The sequence below is a fragment of the Paenibacillus nuruki genome (genome assembly GCF_963311185.1).
Lineage (GTDB): Bacteria > Bacillota > Bacilli > Paenibacillales > Paenibacillaceae > Saccharibacillus > Saccharibacillus nuruki.
This window is the reverse complement of record NZ_OY725677.1, coordinates 2,935,969-2,961,615: the sequence shown is the minus strand read 5'-3', so window position 1 is coordinate 2,961,615 and position 25,647 is coordinate 2,935,969. Positions and strand designations below refer to the sequence as shown.

24 protein-coding genes and 4 tRNA genes are annotated in these 25,647 nt (G+C 38.1%); 21 read left to right on the top strand and 7 right to left on the bottom strand.

Annotation, left to right across the window (positions count from 1 at the left end; genetic code table 11):
- Window positions 1-157: 157 nt before the first annotated feature.
- Together RCP16_RS13315 and RCP16_RS13310 are read right to left on the bottom strand one after the other, a co-directional pair.
- Complete coding sequence (locus RCP16_RS13315; protein ID WP_273593463.1) at window positions 158-1,033, bottom strand: Cof-type HAD-IIB family hydrolase; 876 nt, start codon at window positions 1,031-1,033, stop codon at window positions 158-160.
- A complete protein-coding gene (locus RCP16_RS13310) occupies window positions 1,030-1,815 on the bottom strand; it encodes a DeoR/GlpR family DNA-binding transcription regulator (protein WP_069327151.1) in 786 nt (261 codons plus the stop codon). Before RCP16_RS13310 ends, RCP16_RS13315 begins: the two co-directional genes overlap by 4 nt.
- Window positions 1,816-1,975: 160 nt before the next feature.
- Between RCP16_RS13310 and RCP16_RS13305 the strand changes: the two genes are divergently transcribed.
- The 3 genes from RCP16_RS13305 to RCP16_RS13295 all read left to right on the top strand — a co-directional run bounded on the left by RCP16_RS13305 (window position 1,976) and on the right by RCP16_RS13295 (window position 2,258).
- Window positions 1,976-2,050 (top strand) — tRNA-Glu (locus tag RCP16_RS13305).
- Window positions 2,051-2,067: 17 nt separating this feature from the next.
- Window positions 2,068-2,140, top strand: a tRNA-Lys gene (locus RCP16_RS13300).
- A gap of 35 nt (window positions 2,141-2,175) precedes the next feature.
- A tRNA-Leu gene (locus RCP16_RS13295) sits at window positions 2,176-2,258 on the top strand.
- A gap of 218 nt (window positions 2,259-2,476) precedes the next feature.
- Here the strand turns inward: RCP16_RS13295 and RCP16_RS13290 are convergent.
- Complete coding sequence (locus tag RCP16_RS13290; RefSeq protein WP_069327152.1) at window positions 2,477-2,683, bottom strand: helix-turn-helix domain-containing protein; 207 nt, start codon at window positions 2,681-2,683, stop codon at window positions 2,477-2,479.
- A gap of 215 nt (window positions 2,684-2,898) precedes the next feature.
- Here RCP16_RS13290 and RCP16_RS13285 point away from each other — a divergent pair, with 215 nt between their 5' ends.
- Window positions 2,899-3,261 (top strand): helix-turn-helix domain-containing protein, encoded by a 363-nt coding sequence (locus RCP16_RS13285; protein WP_069327153.1) that lies wholly within the window; start codon window positions 2,899-2,901, stop codon window positions 3,259-3,261.
- 185 nt (window positions 3,262-3,446) lie between these two features.
- A tRNA-Leu gene (locus tag RCP16_RS13280) sits at window positions 3,447-3,529 on the top strand.
- Window positions 3,530-3,640: 111 nt separating this feature from the next.
- On the opposite strand, the gene RCP16_RS13275 is transcribed toward RCP16_RS13280, so the two are convergent.
- Window positions 3,641-4,150, bottom strand: coding sequence for a glutathione peroxidase (locus tag RCP16_RS13275; RefSeq protein ID WP_069327154.1), 510 nt, complete (start codon window positions 4,148-4,150; stop codon window positions 3,641-3,643).
- A gap of 161 nt (window positions 4,151-4,311) precedes the next feature.
- Here RCP16_RS13275 and RCP16_RS13270 point away from each other — a divergent pair, with 161 nt between their 5' ends.
- The 3 genes from RCP16_RS13270 (at window position 4,312) to RCP16_RS13260 (ending at window position 5,941) form a co-directional block, all read left to right on the top strand.
- Window positions 4,312-4,725, top strand: coding sequence for an organic hydroperoxide resistance protein (locus tag RCP16_RS13270; protein ID WP_069327155.1), 414 nt, complete (start codon window positions 4,312-4,314; stop codon window positions 4,723-4,725).
- Window positions 4,726-5,070: 345 nt separating this feature from the next.
- Window positions 5,071-5,346, top strand: coding sequence for a hypothetical protein (locus RCP16_RS13265; protein WP_069327156.1), 276 nt, complete (start codon window positions 5,071-5,073; stop codon window positions 5,344-5,346).
- Window positions 5,347-5,443: 97 nt separating this feature from the next.
- The gene (locus RCP16_RS13260) at window positions 5,444-5,941 is read left to right on the top strand and encodes a thiol-disulfide oxidoreductase DCC family protein (RefSeq protein ID WP_308640501.1); all 498 of its coding nucleotides are present in this window, start codon (window positions 5,444-5,446) and stop codon (window positions 5,939-5,941) included.
- Between the two features lie 81 nt (window positions 5,942-6,022).
- On the opposite strand, the gene RCP16_RS13255 is transcribed toward RCP16_RS13260, so the two are convergent.
- On the bottom strand, window positions 6,023-7,270 hold the full coding sequence (locus RCP16_RS13255) for an outer membrane protein assembly factor BamB family protein (protein WP_308640500.1): 1,248 nt from the start codon (window positions 7,268-7,270) through the stop codon (window positions 6,023-6,025).
- A 414-nt stretch (window positions 7,271-7,684) separates the two neighbouring features.
- Here RCP16_RS13255 and RCP16_RS13250 point away from each other — a divergent pair, with 414 nt between their 5' ends.
- The 10 genes from RCP16_RS13250 (at window position 7,685) to RCP16_RS13205 (ending at window position 18,762) form a co-directional block, all read left to right on the top strand.
- Complete coding sequence (locus RCP16_RS13250; RefSeq protein WP_308640499.1) at window positions 7,685-8,824, top strand: P-loop NTPase family protein; 1,140 nt, start codon at window positions 7,685-7,687, stop codon at window positions 8,822-8,824.
- Window positions 8,821-10,089: a TadA family conjugal transfer-associated ATPase gene (locus tag RCP16_RS13245; RefSeq protein ID WP_273593467.1), complete on the top strand. Its 1,269-nt coding sequence runs from the start codon at window positions 8,821-8,823 to the stop codon at window positions 10,087-10,089. Before RCP16_RS13250 ends, RCP16_RS13245 begins: the two co-directional genes overlap by 4 nt.
- A 49-nt stretch (window positions 10,090-10,138) precedes the next feature.
- Complete coding sequence (locus RCP16_RS13240; RefSeq protein ID WP_308640498.1) at window positions 10,139-11,011, top strand: type II secretion system F family protein; 873 nt, start codon at window positions 10,139-10,141, stop codon at window positions 11,009-11,011.
- A gap of 37 nt (window positions 11,012-11,048) precedes the next feature.
- Window positions 11,049-11,933: a type II secretion system F family protein gene (locus RCP16_RS13235; protein ID WP_069327282.1), complete on the top strand. Its 885-nt coding sequence runs from the start codon at window positions 11,049-11,051 to the stop codon at window positions 11,931-11,933.
- Between the two features lie 12 nt (window positions 11,934-11,945).
- The gene (locus RCP16_RS13230; RefSeq protein WP_083243428.1) at window positions 11,946-12,143 is read left to right on the top strand and encodes a Flp1 family type IVb pilin; all 198 of its coding nucleotides are present in this window, start codon (window positions 11,946-11,948) and stop codon (window positions 12,141-12,143) included.
- 1 nt (window position 12,144) lies between these two features.
- Window positions 12,145-12,816 (top strand): TadE/TadG family type IV pilus assembly protein, encoded by a 672-nt coding sequence (locus RCP16_RS13225; RefSeq protein ID WP_069327162.1) that lies wholly within the window; start codon window positions 12,145-12,147, stop codon window positions 12,814-12,816.
- Between the two features lie 13 nt (window positions 12,817-12,829).
- A complete protein-coding gene (locus RCP16_RS13220; protein ID WP_308640497.1) occupies window positions 12,830-15,064 on the top strand; it encodes a TadE/TadG family type IV pilus assembly protein in 2,235 nt (744 codons plus the stop codon).
- A gap of 23 nt (window positions 15,065-15,087) precedes the next feature.
- Window positions 15,088-16,242, top strand: coding sequence for a TadE/TadG family type IV pilus assembly protein (locus RCP16_RS13215; RefSeq protein ID WP_308640496.1), 1,155 nt, complete (start codon window positions 15,088-15,090; stop codon window positions 16,240-16,242).
- A 48-nt stretch (window positions 16,243-16,290) separates the two neighbouring features.
- Window positions 16,291-16,803: an A24 family peptidase gene (locus RCP16_RS13210; protein WP_069327164.1), complete on the top strand. Its 513-nt coding sequence runs from the start codon at window positions 16,291-16,293 to the stop codon at window positions 16,801-16,803.
- A 93-nt stretch (window positions 16,804-16,896) separates the two neighbouring features.
- The gene (locus tag RCP16_RS13205) at window positions 16,897-18,762 is read left to right on the top strand and encodes a DUF6382 domain-containing protein (protein WP_308640495.1); all 1,866 of its coding nucleotides are present in this window, start codon (window positions 16,897-16,899) and stop codon (window positions 18,760-18,762) included.
- 220 nt (window positions 18,763-18,982) lie between these two features.
- On the opposite strand, the gene RCP16_RS13200 is transcribed toward RCP16_RS13205, so the two are convergent.
- A complete protein-coding gene (locus tag RCP16_RS13200; RefSeq protein ID WP_137222104.1) occupies window positions 18,983-19,885 on the bottom strand; it encodes a TIGR01777 family oxidoreductase in 903 nt (300 codons plus the stop codon).
- A gap of 370 nt (window positions 19,886-20,255) precedes the next feature.
- On the opposite strand from RCP16_RS13200, the gene RCP16_RS13195 reads away from it, so the two are divergent.
- Together RCP16_RS13195 and purU are read left to right on the top strand one after the other, a co-directional pair.
- The gene (locus RCP16_RS13195; protein WP_273593472.1) at window positions 20,256-21,377 is read left to right on the top strand and encodes a deoxyribonuclease IV; all 1,122 of its coding nucleotides are present in this window, start codon (window positions 20,256-20,258) and stop codon (window positions 21,375-21,377) included.
- Window positions 21,378-21,525: 148 nt separating this feature from the next.
- Window positions 21,526-22,425 (top strand): formyltetrahydrofolate deformylase, encoded by a 900-nt coding sequence (gene purU / locus RCP16_RS13190; protein WP_308640494.1) that lies wholly within the window; start codon window positions 21,526-21,528, stop codon window positions 22,423-22,425.
- A 203-nt stretch (window positions 22,426-22,628) separates the two neighbouring features.
- Here the strand turns inward: purU and RCP16_RS13185 are convergent, their stop codons facing one another.
- On the bottom strand, window positions 22,629-23,075 hold the full coding sequence (locus RCP16_RS13185; RefSeq protein ID WP_308640493.1) for a hypothetical protein: 447 nt from the start codon (window positions 23,073-23,075) through the stop codon (window positions 22,629-22,631).
- Window positions 23,076-23,554: 479 nt separating this feature from the next.
- On the opposite strand from RCP16_RS13185, the gene tkt reads away from it, so the two are divergent.
- Window positions 23,555-25,615 (top strand): transketolase, encoded by a 2,061-nt coding sequence (gene tkt / locus RCP16_RS13180; protein ID WP_069327170.1) that lies wholly within the window; start codon window positions 23,555-23,557, stop codon window positions 25,613-25,615.
- Window positions 25,616-25,647 lie beyond the last annotated feature (32 nt).

The following is a 25,647-nucleotide window of genomic DNA, read 5'->3' as shown; positions in this document are numbered from 1 at the left end:
AAGGCTAATATATCTAGCTTCATTCTATATTAATGATTCTTTTGACTTAGTGTCTAATCTGTACATAAACAAAAAAAGTGAATCTGAATATCTCAGAATTCACTTTCACTTGAAATATATTAAATAAATACATCATAAAAACCAAAAATAGAAATGATTAAGCAGAAGGGATCGTCATACCCATTGCTTTATAGATCGCATGAGCTACGCCATCTTCTTCATTGTTTTTGGTGACTTCATCCGCATAGGATTGTACTTCTAGATCAGCATTACCCATCGCTACACCTTTACCTGCTATTTGCAGCATGGAGACATCATTGTAGTTATCTCCAATTGCCATCGTATCCTCAATAGGAATATTAAAGTGTTCCGCAAGACGTTGTAGAGCGAACCCTTTAGAGGCTTGTTTGTGCTCCATTTCAAAATTATGACTACCTGAGATGACCATTGTCATATCATCACGATTAGAAAATTTGTCTCGTCCTACTTGTAACTTTTCAGGATCTAAAGACAATGCCATCACATTATACAAATCAGCTTGATCCGGAATTTCAGTATAGGATGAAATACGTAAAAATCCTGTATTTTCATGATGGAACTGCATAGCTTCTAGCATTTTAAGTAAGCTAGGGTCAGGATCAGTACTTAGCAGACGATCGACTTCCATAGCTAATAGTTGATGGCTATTATTTACGGTATAAATGCCACGGTTACTATGCACCTGATAGTAATACTCATTAACTTCTAACCATTGTAAGACTTCATTAGCAGCCTGACGCTCTAACGGTAAAGTGAATAATTGTTGGTCTTGCTCATCATGAATGACAGATCCGTTTGAAGAAATAACAGGAGTCTCAAGACCTGAAGATTGTAGGATCTCACGTACATTTCCATGTTCACGTCCTGTAGCAATAGTGACTAGAATTCCTTCTTGTTGTGCTGTACGTACAGCTTGAATATTCGTCTCACTGATGTGAGTATGTGCGCTTAATAAGGTTCCGTCTAGATCAATAGCAATTAATTTGACAGTCATAGACTCATCTCCTTCAAAATAGGTTGATTGGCGATATGAACTTCAATTTCATGTTGTTTTAGTAATTCAGCCATCTCAGGGGTAGGGGCACGATCTGTAATAATAAGATCAATTTCAGATAAATCGGCAAATTTATAAAATAGTTCTCTACCGAATTTGGATTGATCAGCTAAAATAATAACGATATCTGCTTGTTGCATCATTTTGTGCTTAATCATGCCTTCTTCATCAGAGACCGAAGTAAGCCCTTTGGCAGAAATACCTCCGATCCCGATAAAAGCACGTTGAACAAAATAATGAGAAAGCCGTTCAATCGCTGCTGAACCATATACATAACGATGTTGAGTATGTAGTTGTCCACCTAGCAAATGAATCGTAATATCTTCTTTGTCTGATAAAATATCAGCTTGATTAATAGAGTTCGTAATGATCGTACAACCTTTAGCATCTAAAAATTCTGCACAAGCTTGCACAGTTGTCGAAGAATCAAGAATGACACGATCACGATCATTTATTAGTGAAGCAGCAACTTTACCAATACTTTTCTTTTCCAAAGAAACAGTATTCAGTCTATCTTGATAACTAGGAATAACCATTTCAGAAGAAGGCAGTAGAGCACCACCTCGTGTACGAATAATTGAATTTTGCTCTTCCATCCGTACCAGATCACGTCTCGCTGTATCTCTGGATACATCAAATAACTGGCAAATATCTTCAATATTAATACGTTGATGATTTTTGAGGTACGCTAAAATATGAAGCATTCGCTCTTCTTGATACATAAACATACTCCTTTTAAATAAGTATATATAAGTAATTATAAGTATTTTTAAGTGAATTAACAAGAGCATTTGTGTAAATAGTAAGTAAAATAATTTTCATTTGAAATGCTTGCTATCTATATCGATTCTTGTTATACTCATTTCTGTTGTTAAAGAGCATGGCCCGTTGGTCAAGTGGTTAAGACACCTCCCTTTCACGGAGGTAACAGGGGTTCGAGTCCCCTACGGGTCACCATTTATGTTTGTATTTGTGAGCCATTAGCTCAGTTGGTAGAGCACCTGACTTTTAATCAGGGTGTCGAAGGTTCGAGCCCTTCATGGCTCATCCTTTTATAAATAATCCTCAGTTATATTCATTGAGCGGTCGTGGTGGAATGGCAGACACGCTACCTTGAGGGGGTAGTGGGTGTATACCCGTGGAGGTTCGAGTCCTCTCGACCGCATTATAAAGTAAAAAAAGTCCTAGCTGTTATAGCCGGGACTTTTTTTATAATGTTATTAATATAGGATAGAATAGAAAGCTTATTTTTGGTAGAATATAAATGAGTGATTAGTTCATATTCGCCATATCCAGACTAAAGTTCTAAATACATAAATTGGCTGCAAATGATTATTAACCTGTTGTATATTGCAAGAGCTGTAGTATAACTATGTACGCATATCAGTGATTACAACAATCATGAATATCAAGCAGATCGGCGACTTGTTTACGGTATCGTGTGGCTTTTCGTGTACCGTTAATGAGATTGGATAAGCGGGAAGGAGGAATCCCGTGACGTGTGCAAAATGTTTTCTGATCCATCTGTAATTCTGCCAGACGTTGCTTGATTGCCCAACCGAATGGGGTAACGGGCTGCTTGCGATTCAATAGATATCACCCCTTAACTAAACATCAAAATGTGTATTGTCAGGTGATGAATAAAGACTCCAAAATTCATTATTCAAAAACCTGTGATATAATTATTTAGGGAAAGTAGTAAAAAAATGTCGATAAAGTAAGTATATACTTTTTTAAGTTGTTAATCAACAAAAATAACTTAATTGAGTACCTAAAGATAATATGGTCGGGAGTGGAGGTCCAATATGCAATCTATCTATGATCGAATTGAAATATTGATTAAGAATAAAGGCATTACCAAGAAATCATTTTGTGAACAGTTAAAAATCAGTACAGGTAATTTTGGTGATTGGAAAAGAGGCAAATCTACACCCGGTACACATAAGCTTATTGAGATTGCTGCTTACTTTAATACAAGTCTGGATTGGTTGCTTACAGGGCAAGAACGTCTTCCTGAATTAATTAAAGAGCAGACTGATCCTTATTTTTTTGAACTAATGGGGCAACTGAATTGCCAAGATGAAGTATTATCAGAGAATGAAAAAGGCTTCATCAAAGAATATATTGAATTTACAGTGTATCGCAAAAATAAAAAGCAAGATCAATAAGATGATATATTCAAAAGTCCGCCTATCACAGGTGGGCTTTTTATATTTTAGTAGCAGATGGAGACCATACAAAGTATATTTAAGGTCATGGTTATGCAATAAGATTACTGATTTTGGAAGTAGGTTTACAAGTGAGGGTTAGAATAGTATAATATGGAGGTTCGCTGCAAGAATGTACTTTTTGCGCGGTCGTGGTGGAATGGCAGACACGCTACCTTGAGGGGGTAGTGGGTGTATACCCGTGGAGGTTCGAGTCCTCTCGACCGCATTATAAGCTTGATTAGACAGTTCTATACATATTCCTCAACAAAAAAAGCCTTTTAAATGATCAGAGAGCACATGTATCTCTAACGTTTAGAAGGCTTTTTTATGGATTTATTTATGAATTTGTAGTTGGTGTTGAAGCATCATTTTTTAGTAATTCACGAATATCAGCTTCTATTTTATCTGGAGTCGTCTGAGGTGAATATCGTTTTACAGGTTTGCCATTACTATCGATTAGAAACTTAGTGAAGTTCCATTTGATCGCTTTGGAACCTAAAATACCCGGAGCTTCTTTGCTTAAATATTGAAAAAGTGGATGAGCAGAAGAACCTTTGACTTCTAATTTCTCAAACATAGGAAAAGTTACACCATAATTCAATTGACAAAATTCAGAAATTTCTTCGTTGGAACCGGGATCTTGCTGACCAAATTGATTACTTGGAAAGCCTAAAATTTCGAAATCATGATCTTTAAACTCATCATATAGATTTTGAAGTCCAGCAAATTGAGGCGTAAATCCACATTTACTTGCCGTATTCACAATCAACATCGGTTTGCCTTTATAATTCTCTAACGACACTTTCTCTCCACGAATATTATCAACAGCATAATCGTATATACTCATAATGATATTCCACCACCTTTTTGTTTGGTAACCTATTATAACATGATACAATTTAATTTCAAAAAATGGAGTTTATTATGGTCAAAAGTTTCATTTGTCTAGAAATGCTTTACAAATATAGTGTTGATCTAAAATAGCCTATCACAAGGAGCTGAAACGAAATGGCAGTATATACAGCAAAAGTAACAGTCCATGGTGGACGTCAAGGTAAAGTGGAATCAACTACAGGTGGACTCGATGTAGATTTGGTTATGCCTAAAGAATTAGGTGGCGGCGGAGGTACAGGTACAAATCCTGAAGAATTATTTGCAGCAGGATATGGCGCTTGTTATCAAAGCGCATTGGCCAATGTAGCACGTCAAGCTAAAGTAGATGTAAAAGATACAACGATTGTGAATAACGTAATGCTTGATAAAGATACAGATGGTGGATTCAAATTGTCAGTACGTATGGATATTAATATTCCAGGATTGTCTAAAGAAGAAGCGACAGATATTGCTAAAAAAGCACATGAATTCTGTCCGTATTCCAAAGCGATTCGCGGTAATATTGATGTACAATTGAATATTGTCTAATCGCTAAATTTTTATTTATTTTAAATAGAGCAAAAGTATCAAAGAACCTGAACAATTTCAGGTTCTTTTTTTATTCTATACTTCCAACTCCTCATGAAAGTCATGATTATCTTTAAAGGAAGAGATTAAAAATGATAGAGAAGGGTAAGTGTAGATAACAGAGTATTTTAAAATCTATTTATTAATATAAAATGACCAAATCAATGGCTATCATTGCTTTTTCGACTCATCAGTTGCTCCCCCGCAATCAAAATGAGTTGACAGGCAAAGCAAAATTCTTTAAGATGACATAGGTGAATTTCTATTGTTTTATACCGAAATTTAAAGGATAATGGGTGATCATTAATGGCATATAGACCGAATATTACGGAATTACAAAAAGCTGGTATCAATGAAAAAGATGGTTTGTACGAATTTGTTTTGACACTTGCTGACGGAACACAATGCCGTGTGTTTTACAATCGTTTTCCAGAGTGGAAAATGACAAACATCAATCGTTTGTTAACGACGCCTTGCCCAGTATGCCGTAAAGACTTTATTTGTAAATGTATGGATGCATTTGCAGGCGACATCAATCAACAGATTCAAGATCGTCAATTGATTGATAAAGCACTTTCTTAATATTTAAATGGTTATAATTAAATGAAAGACGCGGGGGTATTGCACCCTTGCGTCTTTTTTCTATATTTTGTGATTAATCTAAAGGAGGAACAATACAATGGAAAATACAAATGTAGCTACAACAAGTCAAGCACCAGTATCCAAACCAGGTGATCCTACAGATAAAACACAAGCAGAAGTCGATCAATTGATTCATGGTGACTATTCTATTGTTCTTGTCGATGGAGTCTGCCACTTTTGTCAGGGTTTAACTAAAATTATTATTGCTCGTGATCCCAAAGGCAAATTCCATTTTGCTTCGATTCAATCGGAGGTTGGACAAGAACTGCTCAAACGTGGAGGTATTTCAACAGATACAATGGATACCTTTGTACTAATAGAAAATGGTAGATATTATACTCGTTCTACAGGGGCTTTGCGTATTGCTCGCCAATTGCGCTTTCCATGGCCTATTATGTTTGCTCTGATTCTTGTACCGAAGCCATTACGTGATGCAGTATATAATTATGTCGCTCAAAATCGTTATCGTTGGTTTGGTAAAGCTGATCAGTGTATGTTACCTAGTCCAGAGATTCGTGGACGCTTTATAGATTAATTATAGATATTGCAAAAAGCACCTCTCCATAAAGGATGAAGGTGCTTTTTTGTGATCTTTTGGATAGAAAAGCAAAACGAGTTATTTTAATACCATTTTGGCAAGCATATCTTGATCGACAGAATAGATCGTATGATTCACATAATCATTTGGCGCGCTTAATGCTTTATTTTTGAATACATGAATAGTAGAAAGATTGGTTGGATACAAGATGTAAGTACGATCATCTAGATTAACAGCTAAGTTACCATCGCTTGTTTTTTGTACCCATGTATAATCGACAGAAGGTTCACCTTCTAATTCACGGGAAGCCAGTACTTTGCTAGAAGTCGTATTATATAATTTCATCATTTGATTATCATAGACGACATAACCTGTACCTGTTGATTGTGTAATCGAACCCGCCGGGATATTGCGTCCCCACATTAATTTGCCTTTTGCATTGAAAGCAAATATTTTGTTTTTAGTACGATCAATATTGGTACGAATCAGAACAGTGCTGTCTTTAAGTACAAACATCGAGTCACTGCCATCTCCATAAATATTGATGTTTGCCGGGAACTGGTAAGAATATAATTTGGTTAACGCTAGACCATATACATCCACTTTAGGATTTGGAACAGCTTCCCAGCCATTTTCATTTTTAAGTAAATGACTTGCCGTTACAATAATACGATCGCCTTCTGCTTTCAGTACAGAACCTTGAATATCTTTGGTATTTAGCAATTTCCCCATTGTATCGTAACGACTGATGGTTGATTTCACTACACCTTTACTATTCACTGTACCTTGAGAAGCGACAAGTAGAGAGCTATCTTTCAGCATCGTTATACTGCTTGCACCTGTTAATGTTTTGACCCAGTTGAGTTTACCTGCTGAATTGATCGAATGAAGCTTATAAGTACCATCCGAATAAGCAGCATAGACATAGACTGTTCCATAACTAGAATAAATCATATCTGTGTTCAATGTGTAAGGGCCAGCAGCGTCATGTAGAGTGTATTGCCATTTCATTTTACCGGTTTTGATATCAAAAGCTTTGACGGTATCCAGATACCAGTTGTTTTTAGTCTGACCGGTTGTATTAGGGATATCTTGTTGCGTATGTACATACACCAGATTTTTGGATGGAAGCGCGTGTACATCGGTTGCACGAGTCGCAATAGCGTTCTCCATTTTATCGGTGAATAGGGAAGTTGACGTCCAAGAAGGGTTAGTTAATGGCGTAACGGTATCCGCTGCATACATAAATGAAGGTGAAGCCATACAGATTGCTCCTGTCAGAAGCAAAACTGCCCATGGCTTAGTATTCATAGGGCGTTTAAACATAAATTTTTCCACCTCTCCTGATTGGCATAGACTGAGTTGATTACTCTGTATCCATTTAACCTTATCTTAATTAAATGCAACATATGTAACTATAATGTAATATCTCTATGTTAAACACTTGTATTCAACAAATGACCTATATATGCAGTTTGTAGTTATTTAGACTCCTTTATAGGTATATATACAGTGAGGAAATATACAATTACTAACTAAAAGTGAGACTATATATTCATATTATCTGATAATTTTTTGCTTTTTTTAGTAAAATAGTATTGCAGACCTATAAAATGTATGATATTCTATCGTTAATTGGATAACACATGCAACGGAAGCACCGTTTAAGCATCGCACAATTTACTTTGTGTGGTATTTAAACGGTGCTTTTTTTGTTGCATTTTTTGAGGGGGAAAGTCTATGGCTCCAGTACACATTGTTCTGGGCGTTGAAGATAGCCAGTATATTGAACTATTACTGCGCTATGTAAGAGAGAGTGAATATGGATCTAAAGTGAGAATCAGAGCTTTTTTGAATATAGCTACATTTCGCACCTATATGAATAGTGGGGAACATTCAGGGTTGGTAGCGGCAGAAGAATCTTTTCTCAAAAGCTGGTTAGATAGTGAAAATATTCAGCAATATCGTTGGGTATGTCTCAATGAATATGGGGAAACCACTCTTGAAGGTCCTTCGATAGCGAAATATCAACCTTTACAGAGTTTACTCGAACAATTATGTGCGATGACCAAACCTACAAGTACAGATGTAGTACGCCGTGATAACCGTACAATCGTCACAATGGTGCACTCTGCTGTTCCGGGAAGTGGTAAGTCGATTACGGCTATCAATATGGTAAAACAATTAAGTATGAGCGGACATCATGTATTTTATCTGAATCTAGAATCAGCGAGTAGCACATGGTTACTACATTGGGATCAGCAACGTGAGCAAAGTAATGGATTGTCTCGCTTGCTCTACGATCTACAAGCATTTGCAGAGAAGAAAGAAATACCGACTCATCTTCCTTCTTCCTATGCAATACATGCTGAAGAAATGAAAGCTGACACCTTTGAACCGCCTGAAAATTTAAATGAATTATTGCGCATGACAGCTGAAGAAACGCAAATGTTAATTCGTTATCTTGTGAATAGTGGTGAATACGATCATATCGTAATCGATGGAGAATCAAGCTGGCATGAACGGATACAGGTAGCATTGCAAGAAAGTGATCGTGTGTTATGGCTAATGACCGACGATCTACCTTGTATGAACAAAACAGCTATCTGGATGTCTTATTGGGAAAATCATTATGTAAGCTTATATCAAGAATTGCGAGCCAAAACATCGTTTGTTATGAACAAATTTAACGGCAGTATTGTGAATGTTTTACCACTGGAAGATATGCAGTTAGAAGGTACACTGGCTTATGTTCCTTCATGGAAACAAGTGACAAACAGCGAATTGCTATGGTGTTCTCCTATTTTTCAGCGAGATATCTTGAAGCTATGTCAGTCTGGTACATATGATATTTATAGTACGGACGGGGTGAAAATGTGAACGAAGACTTATTTTTAACATTACGGGATGAAGTGCGCTCCGGTCTAGATGTAACATTCACAATCGACGATGATGAGCTGATGCAGCGTATAGAACAAAAAGTATTAGATCAACAACGTTATCCTAACTTAACCGCAGGAGAGAAACGTCGCTTAGTACGCCAAGTATTTGATTCTTTTCGGGGATTAGATATTTTACAACCTCTTGTAGATGATAAAAGTGTGACCGAGATTATGATCAATAGTCATACAGACATTTTTATTGAACGTAATGGGCAAGTGATGCGCAATGCTACAGTCTTTGAATCCAGAGATCGATTAGAGGATATTATTCAGACGATCGTGTCGGGTGTCAATCGGGTCGTCAATGAATCGTCACCAATAGTCGATGCAAGGCTCAAAGATGGATCACGTGTCAATATTGTATTACCACCTGTAGCGCTTAAAGGTCCTACAATGACTATTCGTAAATTTCCAGAGCAACCGATGACCATGAATGATCTGGTTCGTATGGGTGCAATTGCTCCAGTTGCGTCTAACTTGCTACAGACGCTTGTTCAAAGTAAATTTAATATCTTTATTAGTGGAGGTACCGGATCAGGAAAAACGACTTTTCTTAATGCATTATCTCAGTACATTCCTGAAGACGAGCGTGTAATCACTATCGAAGATTCAGCAGAATTACAGATCAAAACGATTCCAAATTTAGTGTCTATGGAAACTCGTAATTCCAATACAGAAGGCAAAGGTGAAATTTCGATCCGTGATCTGATCCGTTCTTCTCTACGGATGCGTCCCAATCGGATTGTAGTCGGTGAGGTGCGGGGCTCAGAAGCGCTAGATATGCTACAAGCGATGAATACAGGTCATGATGGCTCTTTGTCTACAGGTCATGCTAACAGCGCTGTAGATATGATCAGTCGTCTAGAAACGATGGTACTTAGCGGAGCAGACTTACCTATGCAGGTTGTACGTAAGCAGATTAGTTCGGCGATTGATATCTTTGTCCATCTAGCTCGTTTGCGTGATCGTTCACGTCGTATTGTAGAAATCTCAGAAGTACGAGGTATGGTTGATGGCGAAGTGGTGCTGAATCCTTTGTTTATATTTGAAGAGTCGGGTGAAAAAGAAGGGCGCATTATAGGTGATCTTGTGCCTACAGGTAATCTACTAATTCACACGGATAAATTACGAGCAGCTGGAATCGAAGAATGGCGTAAGTTAGCTTCGATGTATACGCCTACTGCTGAACATAGCAGAGTATAACCAGATATATCTAGAAATTGTTCAAGATACCTAAAGAAAGGAGAACCATATGTTCAAAGCTAATCATGCAGGAAAAAGCCAAACAGTTACACCTGTAGCACAAGTTAATCCTGCTGCACCTCATCCATCTTCATCATCGCTTCCACCACTTGCACGTTCTGAACAGCCACGTGCAGAGTTAGCTGATTATACTGTGTATCACTTATCTGCCTTACAACGAATAAGTTGTATTGTGCTCTTCGCTATTTTGTTTATCATGATCGGTTATCTGTTTTACCATCAATGGATTATTGCTAGTGTACTGGCTATAGGCGCATGGTTTATGCCGAAATTATTACGTAAACATTTACTAGAACGTAAGCGAGCGGCTTTAAGCTCACATTTCAAACAAGCGCTATATTCATTGTCATCTTCTCTAGCCGTCGGACGTTCAGTTGAAAATGGGTTTCGCGAAGCAGCACAAGATTTGCGTATGTTATATCCAGATGGGGATAACGACATGATTCGAGAGCTCAATATTATTACCACGCGATTAGAGTATGGACAGCCGATCGAAGAAGCATTACAAGATTTTAGCGATCGAGCTATGAATGAAGATATTACGAATTTTGCAGATGTATTTGTCACTTGTAAACGTACCGGTGGTGATCTGGTAGAAGTGGTACGCAAAACGTCTGCAACAATCGGTGAAAAGTTAGATATTCAGCAAGAAATATCAGTGATGATTTCGCAAAAAAAATTCGAATCTAATGCGCTGGTAGCGACTCCATTTTTCTTTTTGATCTTTTTGAATGTGACCGCAGCAGACTTTATGAAACCATTGTATGGTAATCCGATTGGGATTGTGATTTCTACCATTTGCTTGGCAGCTTTAGGATTTTGCTATTGGCTAATTCGCAAATTTATGAATATCAAAGTCTAAATACGGATCAAAATAAGCTGGAAGGGAGGTGAACAAACTGCTTTTGATATGGTTAGAAGGGTTATTGGCAGCAGCATTAGTGATTGGATGGGTCGTACTAAATCAAAGTGCCAGTACGTTACATAAAGAACTTGCCAAGCTACCATTTGAAGTGATTAAGCTAAGACCTCTTTTGCCAGCTATGTTAGTATTGCTCGAAAAAATTCGCTTTGTATCACGATTTTCAGGGGTGTTTTACCGGATTCAAAGCTCGATCCAAAAAGGATTTGGTGTACATCGTAGTGGTGAAATGACTCTGCTGTATATTGCAGAAATGGCAGGGTATATCTGGTTACTGCTTACAGGTGGATTGGTAATGGCAGCGATCTCTGGTGGTAGTATGACATGGTTAGTCATGGGGATCGCTTTGGCAATACTGCTTCCTGTTGGACTGTTCCGCGATCTACAAAAGAAAGTACATGAGCGAGAACAAGATATTTTGCTAGAACTACCTGAATTTCTAAATAAAATCGTACTGCTTGTAGGTGCCGGCGAAACTGTTCAAAAAGCGATTGTACGTTGTGTTCAGCGTAAACAAGGTGAAGCAGAAAATCATCCATTGTACAAAGAACTCTTTCGAATGGTACGTGAAATGGAAAATGGGTATTCGTTTCAACAAGGATTAGAGTCGTTTAGTAAGCGTTGTGGAGTTCAGGAAGTATCCGTATTTACAACAACGGTAATGCTTAACTTCCGTCGTGGCGGTGGAGAATTTGGACTTGCTTTACGTGATCTTTCACGGACATTGTGGGATAAACGCAAAGCAGTCAGTCGTGTAAGAGGAGAACAAGCTTCTTCTAAAATGGTATTTCCGATGGTGTTAATTTTTGTAGTAGTTATGGTTCTTGTCGGTACGCCAGCATTTATGATGATGAATATGTAGGAGGAAAATATAATGACAAATTTAATTAAAGGTTCATGGGGCGCAGTTCAAAACTTTTGGAGTAATGAGGAAGGTATTGGAACATTGGAAATGATTTTGATTGTAGCTGTAATTGTAACATTAGCTCTATTATTTAAGACTTCAATCACAAAAATTGTAGAGAATACTATTAAATATATGGAAACTAAAAGCGCAGAATTTACTAAATAATATGAATATCAAACATTTTTGGAAAAATACTAAAGGGAGCTTCACACTTGAAGCTTCCATCGTTTTTCCTATCATTCTGTTCACCACGTTGCTGATTCTGTTTATGTGTATGTACCAATATCAAAATACGATGCTTAAACAGGCTGCATCCAAAACATCAGAACGTGCGGCGTACACTTGGGATAACAGTCACAAAGATATCAATACAGGTGCTTTTCCGCAAGGGCAAGATGATGGTCTGTACTGGCGAATCGCTGATGATAATATGATCAGTGGATTATTTGGATGGGCAGGTGCGGCAAATACAGCGAATGTTGCTATTCCAGGTGGAAGTGGTGGGTCATTACCCGCCAACAAATTAGCCGCTGCTGCTTCATGGATACCTGGAAAAATGAGTGGTAATACAACCTATAACAACCATTTGATGATGAGAAATGTGAATACAACGTTGAGTGAACCTATTTCTTTGGGCGCATTAGAACGTGAATTAGGTCATCCATTGCGAAGTGAAGTGAGTGCAAGTTCAGTTGTTGTTGAACCTGTAGAATTTATCCGTACGATCGAATTGATGCGTTATTATGGAGCGAAATTTACAGGGAAATATGGTGCGGCTATGAATATGGGACGTGCTGGAACCGTACTGCAATGGTTTTCTACAGCAGCAGGTAGTTAAAGCAGGAGTGTGAATGATTTTGAGAAAAGCACGTAAACTACAATTAAGATACCAAGTAACCTATTGGAAAAAAGCATTACTACGTAAGGTAGCAGATACACAAGGTGTGGTTTCTATTTTTATGATCGTTGTACTGGCAGGTGTTTTTTTATTTACAGCTGTTTTTATCGATTACTCACGCATTGCAGCGATGGAAGTACAATCCGAGCGTCTTGCTCATGCGGCTGTTCGTTCAGCTATGTCTGCTTTTGATACTGATTTACAACAACAATATGGATTATTTGCTACAGGCGAATCTGATCCTACGCAACTATTAGATACAGCGTTAAATGAGAATTTTAATTATACCGAGAGTACAGATAGCTTTAAATTAATTCCAATGAGAGCAGATACAACATCTGTTCAACTAAGCCGTCCTTTAGGAAGTTACGATGTGTTTAACCATCAGATTCAAGAAGAAATGAAATATAAAGCACCTATAGATTTTACGATAGAAATTGTAGATAAATTTAAAGGAATGTCTGGTGTACTTAAAGAAGCCAGCCAAACAGTAAATGTTTTGGAAGATGTACGTGAACCGTACGATAAGCGTGAACAAGAAATAGATAAATTAATAGCGTTACAGAAAAAAACAGCCGCAGAAGTTGAAGAATTAACTGCTAAAATTATGCATCCTGTGAAAAGTTCAATTGCTAACAAAAATGTAGGTTCGATTTCGTCTGTAGCTGATATTGCAGCTCAGTTTAATAATTACACAGCGTTGATTGCAGAAGATAAGAAACGTAAGAAAAAAGATAAAAGTCCGATCAACACAGCCAAAATTTCTGCGTATAAAAGTAAGTCTAAAACGTTTTTGTCTAATTTATCGAGAGATTACAAAGATCTAATTATTACTCATGACAATATGTATAAAGAAGCTAACGAAATTATGGTTGAAATTAAAAAATATAATCAAGAAATTGCTCGTATTATCGAAGAAGCCAAAACTCGTACACAAAATGAAGCATATGAACGAGTACGAAATACGAATATCCCTGGCGGATCGAATGCTGGAGATGCAGAATCAGAAGCTAAATTAGCAGAACTTCGCAAAAATCTAGAACAACTTGTATTATCGGATGACCTTTTAGGCAAAATGGAAAGTTCAATCAAAACACAAAAAGATGATTACACGACAGCACAGTATGCTATTAGCAACTTAATTACAGAAGCTACAGCTCAACTTACCAAAACAACGGGCGATGCCAATTCTTTAAAAAGCAGTACCATTCGTACCGCTAAGCTTTTACAAAAATATATAGATAACTATACAGGTAAAGCTCCTAACGGAATTATGGGTGTAATCGAACATGATCTCAAAGCCGCCCGATCAGGAACAGAAACTAAAGCAGCTTCAGAAGCAAAAGCCAAAGAAGAACTAAAAAAAGCTAAAAAAATGTTAGCTCAAATCGTAGGTGCAGCCGCAGCCGCCCGATTACTAGCTAAAGAGTTCGATGAAGTAGATGGATATTATAAAGAAAGTATAGCTTTTAACGGTGCAGATGGTGGAGCGACTTCGGATTCCAAAATGGATAAAGACCCTTACAAAGAAAGCAAAAAAGCGATGGGTGCGATGGACGTTGTATTTGGTGGACTTTCTGATGCACTGATTACAGGTAGAAATGAATTTTTTCAAAATGAATATGCGATCCAATATTTCAATACGTTCGATATCATTCAGCTTCAAGGATTAGGTGATTCTTTAGCAGAAGGTTCTATAAAAGATGCAATCGAACAAGCTGGAGTACGTAATCAGCAGATTGAATATATTATCTACGGTATCAATGATCCTTCTGCCAATATTGCCGCAGCCTATAGCGAAATTTTTGGGATGAGACTCGCCATTCGTACTGCTGAAGGACTTGTCAAAAATGCAAATCTAGGACATCCACTAGCTGTTCTTGCAGCAGGGGTAGCTTACGGTGTAGAGATGGCAATCAAAGATATGATTGAACTACTTAATACTGGCAAAACCAAATTATCTGCTTATTTCCCTATCGAATTCGAGTATCGAGATTATATGCGCTTATTTTTGTTACAACCTAACAATGAGAAAAAAGATGTCTCGTATGTTGGCATTGATCCGCTTTTTGACAGATATCAATCCAGCAGAACGAAATACGTATGCTTCAGCTCATATACGAACAGCAATGCCTATTTGGTTTTTACCAGGTGTTATCAAAATGGTGAATTCAACCAGTGTGAATAGTTCTATAGAACAGGGTGTGTATTATGCGGATAAACAAGCAGATTACTCCTATTAAACCAAGCAACACGATCCAGCCTATTGGTGTATTCAATACCACATCTCGCTTTGTAGCTACGTATTCTTCAGCGAATCTACACGATCCAGCTCATCATTCTTCATCAAATGCTTCTAATGTCTATGAATTTAAAAACCACGTTCCACGTCGACGTGCAAAGTGCACATTTTTTAAAGATGGCGAGCGTGGAAGTATAGTTTTAGAAGCCGCTATGGTGTTACCGATCTTTTTGTTTATTTCTATTTTTTTGGTCTATTTAGTGCAGATGACATTAGTGTATACAGCTATGCAAAATGTAACTTCGGATACAGCAAGGTATGTAGCTACACATATGTATCCTGTTCAATTAGCAGCAGATAACCTTGTAGCCAAAGAGTTATTACCTGCTGAATCGATGCGACTACCTAAATTAACATTTACAGAGCTGGCATCCAAATATCAAGATTCTGTACCCGCTCCCCTCAATACGTGGATGATGGAAGCGGCAAGTAGTGGAGATATCAAATTACAAGATATGAAAAATCAATTATCTGCACCTGCGCTTGATTCTATGATCAAACCATTAATGCAGAAGCTATCAGCAGAAAATAAATTAGATTATGAGCGCATTCATGTGACTCAAGTGACTGTACCTGATCTGACTGCCAAAACGCATCCGTATTTTGGAATCGAAATTCGGTATGAGCTACCGTTTAAAATTCCTTTAATTTTCAAACCTATAGTGTTGCAAGCAAGAGCAACAGAACGATTATGGATAGGAGACACTGGAGAGTTTGGTGAAGATACGGCAGAAGCGGCGAAAGAAACAACAGGCGTATCGGTTGTCTCTGTGCCTTCACCTGCTTATCCAGAATCGAATATTTCGATTGTCGCTCAAGCTCCTCCAGGTACAACTGTTAGTCTCAATATTCAATACAAAAGTGGGAATAGTACTGCGCAAGGACTCGGTCAAGCGACAGTAGATGCAGAAGGTCATGTAAATTGGACATGGAAAATTCCTTCCAATGCTACACCGGGTTGGGCAAATTATACGATCACTACAGCAGATGGCAAAGAAGTGAGAGGTGTATTTCAAGTCGCAGAGTACGATGGCCGACCTGTTATTGGTAGCGCAGCTTCATAAGCAATAGATAACATTTATTTGGATCATAAAAGGGGATACAGAATAGCAATGGAAACGATATTTATCGGCGGTGGAGTTTTTATATTATGGGCATTTTGGACAGATATTAAGGCACGCAAAATTCCTAATATACTGAATATTTTATTTATGATCAGTGGATTACTATATCATGCGGTGATATCTGGTTGGGATGGTCTTGCTTTTGCTGGTAAAGGGTTTCTATTGGGATTCGGTATTATGCTGATCCTTCATTGGATGAAGGCAGTAGGAGCAGGTGATGTGAAATTGTTTGGTGGGATTGGGATATGGTTCGGTATGGGAATGACTGCTCAGGTTATGATGTACTCTATTATTTTCGCAGGGGTTATTGGTCTGTTGATTATGTTATGGAGACGCGAAACGATAATGCGTATGCGTAGAGTATTTTGGAAGCTTATTGGTTCTGTATTATGGAAGCAATCTATTCGATCGACCGAAACGGAACATCAACAATTTTTAACATTCCCTTTTATGACCGCAGTATTACCAGGAGTCGTGTTTTGTTATCTTTTTATAACTTAGGATGATAAGGGATTATAGTTCAGTTGAAGTACGTACTTATAAAAGATTTGGGCATAAATATCAGCTACAGAAAGTAAGGAGGCATATATTATCATGCAACAATTGATACAGGATTTTGTACAAGATGGCAAAACATATATGATTGTAGGTCGTGAACAAGGTTTTCAAAATAGTGATCTGAGTAAAGCGCAAACAGGCATGATGTTAGCTTCTCGTATTCGTGGAGTGCTTCAACTTCATTTGCAAGAAGTCGATCTACAAGCAGTGCTCCGTTATGATATCACAGGTAAGCGAATGCTTAAGCACTGTATGCAAGGTGAAATGATGGGAATTGCTGAGTATCTAGGTTTGCTACTACAAGTAGTTTCTACACTGGAAGAAAGCAGCCAGCATATGTTGTCGATGACTAATTATGTACTGGATGAAGAATATATTTTTGTAGAAGGTTCACTACAGGCAGGAACATTACATTTTACATATATTCCGGTGATGGAGACATTAAATGAAGATCCTGTACAAATGACTTTAAGCAAATTAGCATCACGTTGGATGACTTCTGTAGCTGAACTGAGCGGTAATCAGATTCAGCGGATTTTGCGTTATTGTCATGCAGAAGATTTTACAATCAAAGGCATCAAGATGTTGTTGCTTGAGTTACTTGGTAATCCACAACAAATGTTGGATCTTACAACACATCCTACTCAGCCACCTGTTTCAAAATGGATCGATCCTGCAGAGTTACGGAATAAGCAAGTTCCACCATTTTCAAATGCTAGATTATCGCAAGAATCGTTATCTTCTAACGTGAGATATCAACAAGAAGTGAATATTCCAGCTCAATCTGCAACGAATCCTATTTTACAACATATGCAAAATAAGAAAAAAAGAACAAATTCATCCGATTTAGCAAGCAATCAGCATCAAAAATCAACAAAAATGTCTAAAGATAAAAGTTCTGCTACACCAAGCCCATCGATGCCAACACAATCGGTACCTGATCAAGAAGCGCAACCAATGCCTTCAGCGCATCGAACCTATTTGCTAGCAGGAGGAGCTTTAGTAACAGCGATGATCTGGAAATTTGGATACCTTTCGCACAGTAATGACTTTATGTTGTATGGCTGTACAGCTTTGACTATAGCGATTGCTTTAGTGATCTATATGATCTTAAAAGGTAAATCACCGCTTAAAAATGGGCTTCAAATGCCTTCTTTTATTCGTAATAAAAAGTCGGAAGAGGAAGAAGGAAGTGAAAATTGGCGCTGGCAAGCAGATCCTATTTTAGCAGGAGGGGGTGGAACACTAGCTTCAGCAACAGTCTCTTCCACACCTACACCTGATCCGATGCGTTGGCGGGATGAGAATATTGCTGCTATTTTTGGTTCAGATTCGCCAGAGCCATCACCTATTCGTCATCAACATTCGATGGTGAATGGATATGAACAACAGTTAGCTGCTTATTCTAATACAGGTTCACCTGTAGAATTTGGTCGTTCATCACAAGCTCCCTCAATGCCTAATGATCATGAAGACACTTATTCACAACATTCGTCTCATCATAGTACAGAAATGCTTTCTCCTCATATGGCTACTGTTCTGTTAGGGCAGGATGCTTCTTCGGATCAAGAATATGGTCATTCTAAAGTGCAAGCATTTACAGGATATCTAGAACGTAGAGAAAATGGAGCAATGCAGATGGAACCTGTACGTTTGACCCGGGGAAGCTTTATTATCGGTCGAGCAGCAGAAGGTGTTCACTATTTGGAAAAGTCGACTGGAACTTCTCGCAACCATGTCGAATTAGAAATTAATGATCAGCAGATTACGATCAAAGATTTGAGTTCGCGTAATGGAACGATGTTAAAAGGAGAACCTATTGTACCTTATAAAGAATACCATTTACATGAAGGAGATTCTTTTACTATTGCGCAGGCGGTATATACATTGCGATTAAGTTAAGATTATTGTTAACTGTATACACCCACATTATGTACAAAAATGATGATAGACAAACAGTAATACAATATAGCAAAAAGGCGATTTCTTTAGTATGTATTAAAAGAAATCGCCTTTTATTCTTTTTTAAGTATATACAAGTAACCATTATCAACAGTTATTGTTATCGACTTATAATGATAACGTTCATCATTAGATAATAAGGTCTACATGATAACGCTGATTATTGTGTTTTTTCGATATGGTCTAAAGCGCCTAGAATTTCAGGAAATAGAAAAGTGAATCCATGATCTAGTGCTTTTTTCGGAATGACACGTTGTCCATCCAATAAAATATCTGACATTTCGCCTAATGTAGGTTTGAGAGCGATACTTGGAACATGGAACCAGTGCGGACGATGAGTCACTTTAGCAATCGTTTTTCCAAGATCCGCATAGCGTACAGGATTAGGAGAAGAAGCATTCACTGGGCCTTCAATAGCTTTATTTTTAACACAAAAGTCGATTAATCTCACCATGTCATCAATATGAATCCAAGAATTCCATTGTTTACCTGAACCTAGTTTACCGCCAGCCATTAATATATAAGGTAATCGCATCAATGGATAAGCACCTTTATGTTTGTCCAGTACAATACTCACTCTAAGTTTAATCAGGCGTACACCTTTAATACTGTCAGCTACGGCTTCCCATTGTTCAGCAAGGCTAGAAGGGAAGTTCATCGTTCTTTTTGGGCTGCGTTCATCAAATGTTTCCGTATCTGAAGTACCATAAATCGCCATCGCACTGGCTTGAACCACCACTTCAGGCTTTTTCTTCAATGCTTCTATCGCTTTGGAAACGATATTTACGGTTCTCATGCGCGATTCTACCAATTCAAGTTTGGTTTTGGTAGTCCATCGTTGATTCAATGTTTCTCCGGAAAGATTAACGATAACATCTACACCTTCTAATTGCGTAGGGTTTTGTTCCATATCATTCCACGTAATATATTCTACAGCTGGATTTGATTTGGACGCATCTGGAAGTTTACGAGTCACTACTGTAATATCGTGATTTTCTTGTAACCAAAATGGAACGAGATGACTACCTACTAGACCTGTACCTCCACAAACAACGATATTCATATAAATCCTCCTAATTTAAGCTAAAGTGAGTTCACTATGTCTGATAAACGATGTATATCTTCAAATCAGTCTATATCCACAAAGAATCTATGTGCTTCAAAACCTATATCGATCTTACTGAATATATTTAAAAAAATTTAGAAATGTATAAGATTACATTAATCTATTTGCGCCGATGTTAAGCAGTTATCATTCTTCTATATTTTAATTACCCATTATGAAGTCAGATGATCTGAGATAACCATTTGAATATAAGCTAGCAAACAATGAATTTACGATGAAAGGCACAGCTATTTCTAGATTTATTTTGCTATTCACGTTAAAATAGGTGAGATTCGTGAATAGCGGAACACTAAGGAGGAAATACACTATGTTAAAGATCGGTTCTCATGTATCACTTTCCAGTAAAGGGTTACTTAGTGCAGCGAATGAGGCAGATACATATGGCTCAAGCTCATTTATGATATATACCGGAGCGCCACAAAATACGCGCCGTAAACCTATAGATACGTTATTTATTGAAGAAGGCAAAGAAAAAATGCAAACGATGGGTGTTGAAGAAATCGTTGTGCATGCCCCTTACATTATTAATCTAGGTTCGTACAAAGAAAATATTTATGAATTGGCTGTTGATTTTTTACAAGAAGAAATTCGCCGTACGCATCAAATTGGTGTACGTAATATCGTGCTTCATCCAGGTGCTTTTACAGATATGGATGCTGAATTTGGTATCAAACGTATTGCAGAAGGTCTTGAAAAAGTATTAGCTGGCGTATCTGAAACAGATGTGAATATTGCGCTAGAAACGATGGCTGGTAAAGGCACTGAAGTAGGGCGTAGCTTTGAAGAAATTGCGCAGATTATAGATATGGTACCTCATAATGAACGATTAACGATTTGTTTTGATACGTGTCATACACATGATGCTGGTTACGATCTGATCAATGACTTTGATGGAGTGTTGGAGAAATTTGACCGTCTGATTGGATTGGATCGTTTAACAGTTATGCATATCAATGATAGTAAAAACCCAACAGGCGCAGGTAAAGATCGCCATACAACACTTGGATCTGGTTGGATCGGTTATGAAGCGCTTAGCCGGATTGTTCATCATGATCAGTTGAAAGGTCGTCCTTTTATACTGGAAACGCCTTGGATCGGTAAAGATGCTAAAACACAGCGTCCGATGTATGAAGCAGAGATTGCTTTGCTACGTGGTGATGTGACAGGTCGATTTGGTACAGGATTCTTAGAAGATGTAGAAAAATTGCATCATTTCTTTGAAGGGCAGAATATTCAAGCACGTCCATATATTTTGGAAACATGGGAGATGCTAAAAGGTGATGCCAAAGCTCGTAAAGCGGATCCTCGTGAACCGATGGAACGATTGTACGATATGGTAATTGCAGAAGGTCTATTTACAGAATTAAGTGAAGAAGCATTAAATCATCGGTTGACTGCTTATTTCGCAGGAAAAAGTATCCTTTCATAAAATCGAATGTCTACATGATGCTATCAAAAATGATATAAATCTTTATGATATTGAATGAATATTAATAAATTTGAATAAATATATTTACTTTCTTAGCATCATGACATAGATTGTAATATAAGATATTTGAAGGGGGAACGAAGATTCAATGGAAGTACATGTAAAACAAAATCAAACAGCAAGAGAAGAACAACAGGAAAATCGCGCACGGATGCTGATTTCTTGTCCAGATGGCCCCGGAATTGTTGCAACAGTATCACGCTTTTTATTTGAACATGGAGCGAATATTGTTCAATCTGATCAATATACGATGGATCCAGCCGGCGGTATGTTCTTTATGCGTGTCGAATTTGATCTACCTGAACTAAGCAAAAACTTACCTGCACTTGAACTTGATTTTCAAGCGGTAGGAGATCAGTTCAAAATGGAATGGACCATTAATCAGGTGAGTCGCAAAAAAAGGCTAGCGATTTTTGTATCTAAAGAAGATCATTGCCTTGTGGAATTGTTGTGGCACTGGCAAGCAGGAGATTTAGATGCAGATATTGCTATGGTGATCAGTAATCACAATGATATGCGTAGCTATGTGGAATCATTCGGTATTCCTTTCTATCATATTCCTGTGACAGCTGATACTAAAAAAGAAGCTGAACAAAAGCAACTAGAAGTGATCGGCTCCGATATTGATCTGATTGTACTGGCTCGTTATATGCAGATCATTTCACCGTTGTTTATTGAACACTTCCGTAATCGTATTATCAATATTCATCACTCTTTCTTGCCTGCATTTGTAGGGGGTAAGCCGTATGCACAAGCGTATGATCGTGGTGTCAAAATTATCGGCGCAACCGCTCATTATGTAACAGAAGAATTAGATGGTGGACCGATTATTGAACAAGACGTTCAACGTGTAAGTCATAGCGATAATGTGAATGAACTGAAGCGTATTGGTCGTACGATTGAACGTGTGGTGTTGGCAAGAGCAGTAGAGTGGCACACAGAAGATCGCGTACTGGTACATCAGAACAAAACAGTCGTTTTTAATTAATTCTTCTTTCAAGTCAGTAGCTTTTGTTCAATGTTAATCGTATAGGACAAGCTATACTATAAATATACAAAAAGCACGAATGATCTTTTGCAGTTAGCTGGCAGAAGATCATTCGTGCTTTTTTTGTTGGTACGTTAATGTTCTGTTAATACAGATAACGTATGCTAAAGAGAACGCAGATACCAAATGTTATTTTTGAGCATCTATTTTCGTATCAATAATACTTTTGCTAATAGACTTAAAGATAATCCATACAACAAATGTCCGACTAACCAGTAACCATAAGCTGTCATATCAGTGATCGCTGGAACTCGATCTGACATCAATGTTAACGGAATAAATAAAAGAGAAGACGCGATACCGATCAATATGCCATACCTCCATGGATGTGGAGAAAAACGAATCCATATACTATAGATCCATGCAATAATCACCGAAACCACAAGATGCAAAGCAAATTCAATCAGTTCAGGTAAGCGATCTGGTAAAAAAGGAACAAAATCAATATTCAATAAAAGTGTATAGACTAATGAACCTGTTGCATACTGAATCCATTTCAAAAACAAACCTAAAATAATTCCACTGAGTAAACCAACCAACAAAATAGGTAGCCATTTCAGTCTTTGTGTACGATTACGTGTTATTCTCAAACCTTCATCTCCTAGCGCTTGGCAGTAAAAGCGCGACATATTGTAGTCCAATAAAAAAGTGATTTGCAAAGCAAAATATCTTACATCCCAGCGCTTGGCAATATAAGCGCGACCTATTGTAGTCCAATAAAAAAACGATTTTTGCAAAGCAAAATATCTTACATTTAGCACTCAGCAATACATGATCCCAATAAAAAACCTCCATCACCACATACAAAAAGCTGTAACAAAAAGTGATTTTCCCAAAACAAAATGACGAACTTCCTTTTCGTTATAGCTAGTTTGGGTATAAATAAGGATGAAGTTAAATAACGTTCTGGCAAACTTCTCAAACAAGTGTTACAATGGTTGAAGGCTAATAAGTCAAATTGAAAGACTCAAGAGGATTTATTTCATTTGCAACTTTGCTAAGATCTGATATTCAGATGAAATAGAATCTCAGGCACCTCGCTTTACCAAGAAGAATGAGGAGGATTAACATGACTGACAAGAAACAAGAGCAAGAACAAAGTATAAGTAAAGCAGAGAACTCCAACGTGGATAATCTGGCGATTTCAACAATCCGTACGCTTTCTATCGATGCAATCGAAAAAGCGAATTCCGGACATCCTGGTATGCCAATGGGTTCTGCACCAATGGGTTACCAATTATTTGCAAAAACAATGACACATAACCCGGCTAATCCAACTTGGATCAACCGTGACCGTTTTGTACTTTCTGCTGGACATGGCTCTATGCTATTGTACAGCTTGCTACACCTTTCCGGCTATGGCTTGGAAATGGATGAAATCAAACAGTTCCGTCAATGGGGCAGTAAAACTCCAGGTCACCCTGAGTTTGGCCATACTGTTGGTGTTGATGCTACAACTGGACCTCTAGGTCAAGGTGTAGGTATGGCTGTAGGTATGGCTATTGCTGAAGCTCACTTGGCAGCAACGTATAACCAAGGTAACTTCAATGTTGTCGATCATTTCACATATGCAATCTGTGGTGATGGCGATATGATGGAAGGCGTTTCTAGTGAAGCTGCTTCTATGGCGGGTCATATGAAACTAGGTAAATTGATCATGATGTACGATTCCAATGATATTACATTGGATGGTAAAGCAGGTCTTTCTTTCTCTGAGAATGTAGAAGACCGTTTTAAAGCTTATGGATGGCAAGTGATTCGTGTAGAAGACGGTAACGATCTTCCTGCACTTGCAGCTGCTTTGGAAGAAGCAAAAGCGGATCTTTCTCGTCCAACATTGATCGAAGTGAAAACAGTGATCGGTTACGGTAGCCCGAATAAACAAGGTATCGGCGGCCACGGCGGTACTCACGGTTCTCCACTAGGTTCTGCTGAAGCTAAATTAACTAAGGCTGCTTACGAGTGGACTTATGAAGAAGATTTCTATGTACCAGACGAAGTTCGTGAACATTTCGCTAAAGTAAAAGAGCGTGGTGTAGAAGCGAACAATGCATGGAACGAGAAATTTGCTGAATACAAAAAAGCTAACCCTGAACTAGCTGCTCAATTCGAAACAGTAATTGCTGGCGAATTAAGCGAAGGATGGGACAAAGAACTTCCTCATTACACTACAGAAGACAAAGCGGTTTCAACTCGTGTAGCTTCTGGTAATGCGTTGAATGGTCTAATCAATGGTGTTCCTCAATTAGCAGGCGGTTCTGCTGACCTTGAGAGTTCAACAATGACTCACTTGAACGGTTTGGATAGCTTTACTCCTGAAAGTTATGCGGGTCGTAACATTTATTACGGAGTACGTGAATTCGGTATGGCTGCGGCAATGAACGGTATTGCTCTTCATACAGGCGTTAAAATCTTCGGTGGTACATTCTTCGTATTTACAGATTACTTGCGTCCAGCTGTACGTTTGGCTGCTCTTATGGGCTTGCCTGTAACGTATGTGTTGACTCATGATAGTATTGCTGTTGGTGAAGATGGTCCTACACACGAACCGATCGAACAATTGGCTTCTCTACGCATTATTCCAGGTTTGACAGTGATTCGTCCAGCTGATGGTAACGAAACGTCTGCTGCTTGGGCTCATGCTATGGAAAACCAAAAAGGTCCTATCGCGCTTGTATTGACTCGTCAAAACTTGCCGATCTTGCCAGGTACGGTAGAACATTCTCGTCAAAACATCAAAAAAGGTGCTTATGTGGTATCTGATGCTAAAGCGGGACAACCAGTAGCACAATTGATTGCAACAGGTTCTGAAGTACAATTAGCTGTTCGTGCTCAAGAAGCATTAGCATCTGAAGGTATCGAAGTGCGTGTTATCAGTATGCCAAGCTGGGAATTGTTCGAACAACAAGACCAAGCTTACAAAGATTCTGTATTGTTACCAGATGTTAAACCACGTCTTGCAATCGAAATGGCTCAAACATTCGGTTGGGAACGTTACACTGGCGACAAAGGTGGAATTATCGGAATTACAACTTTCGGTGCTTCTGCTCCAGGAGATCGCGTAATGGCTGAGTATGGCTTTACGGTTGAGAACGTTGTTCAACATGTTAAAGGTCTATTGTCTAAATAATTAAAAGTACTGTTAAAGGTGCAGAAGTTGGC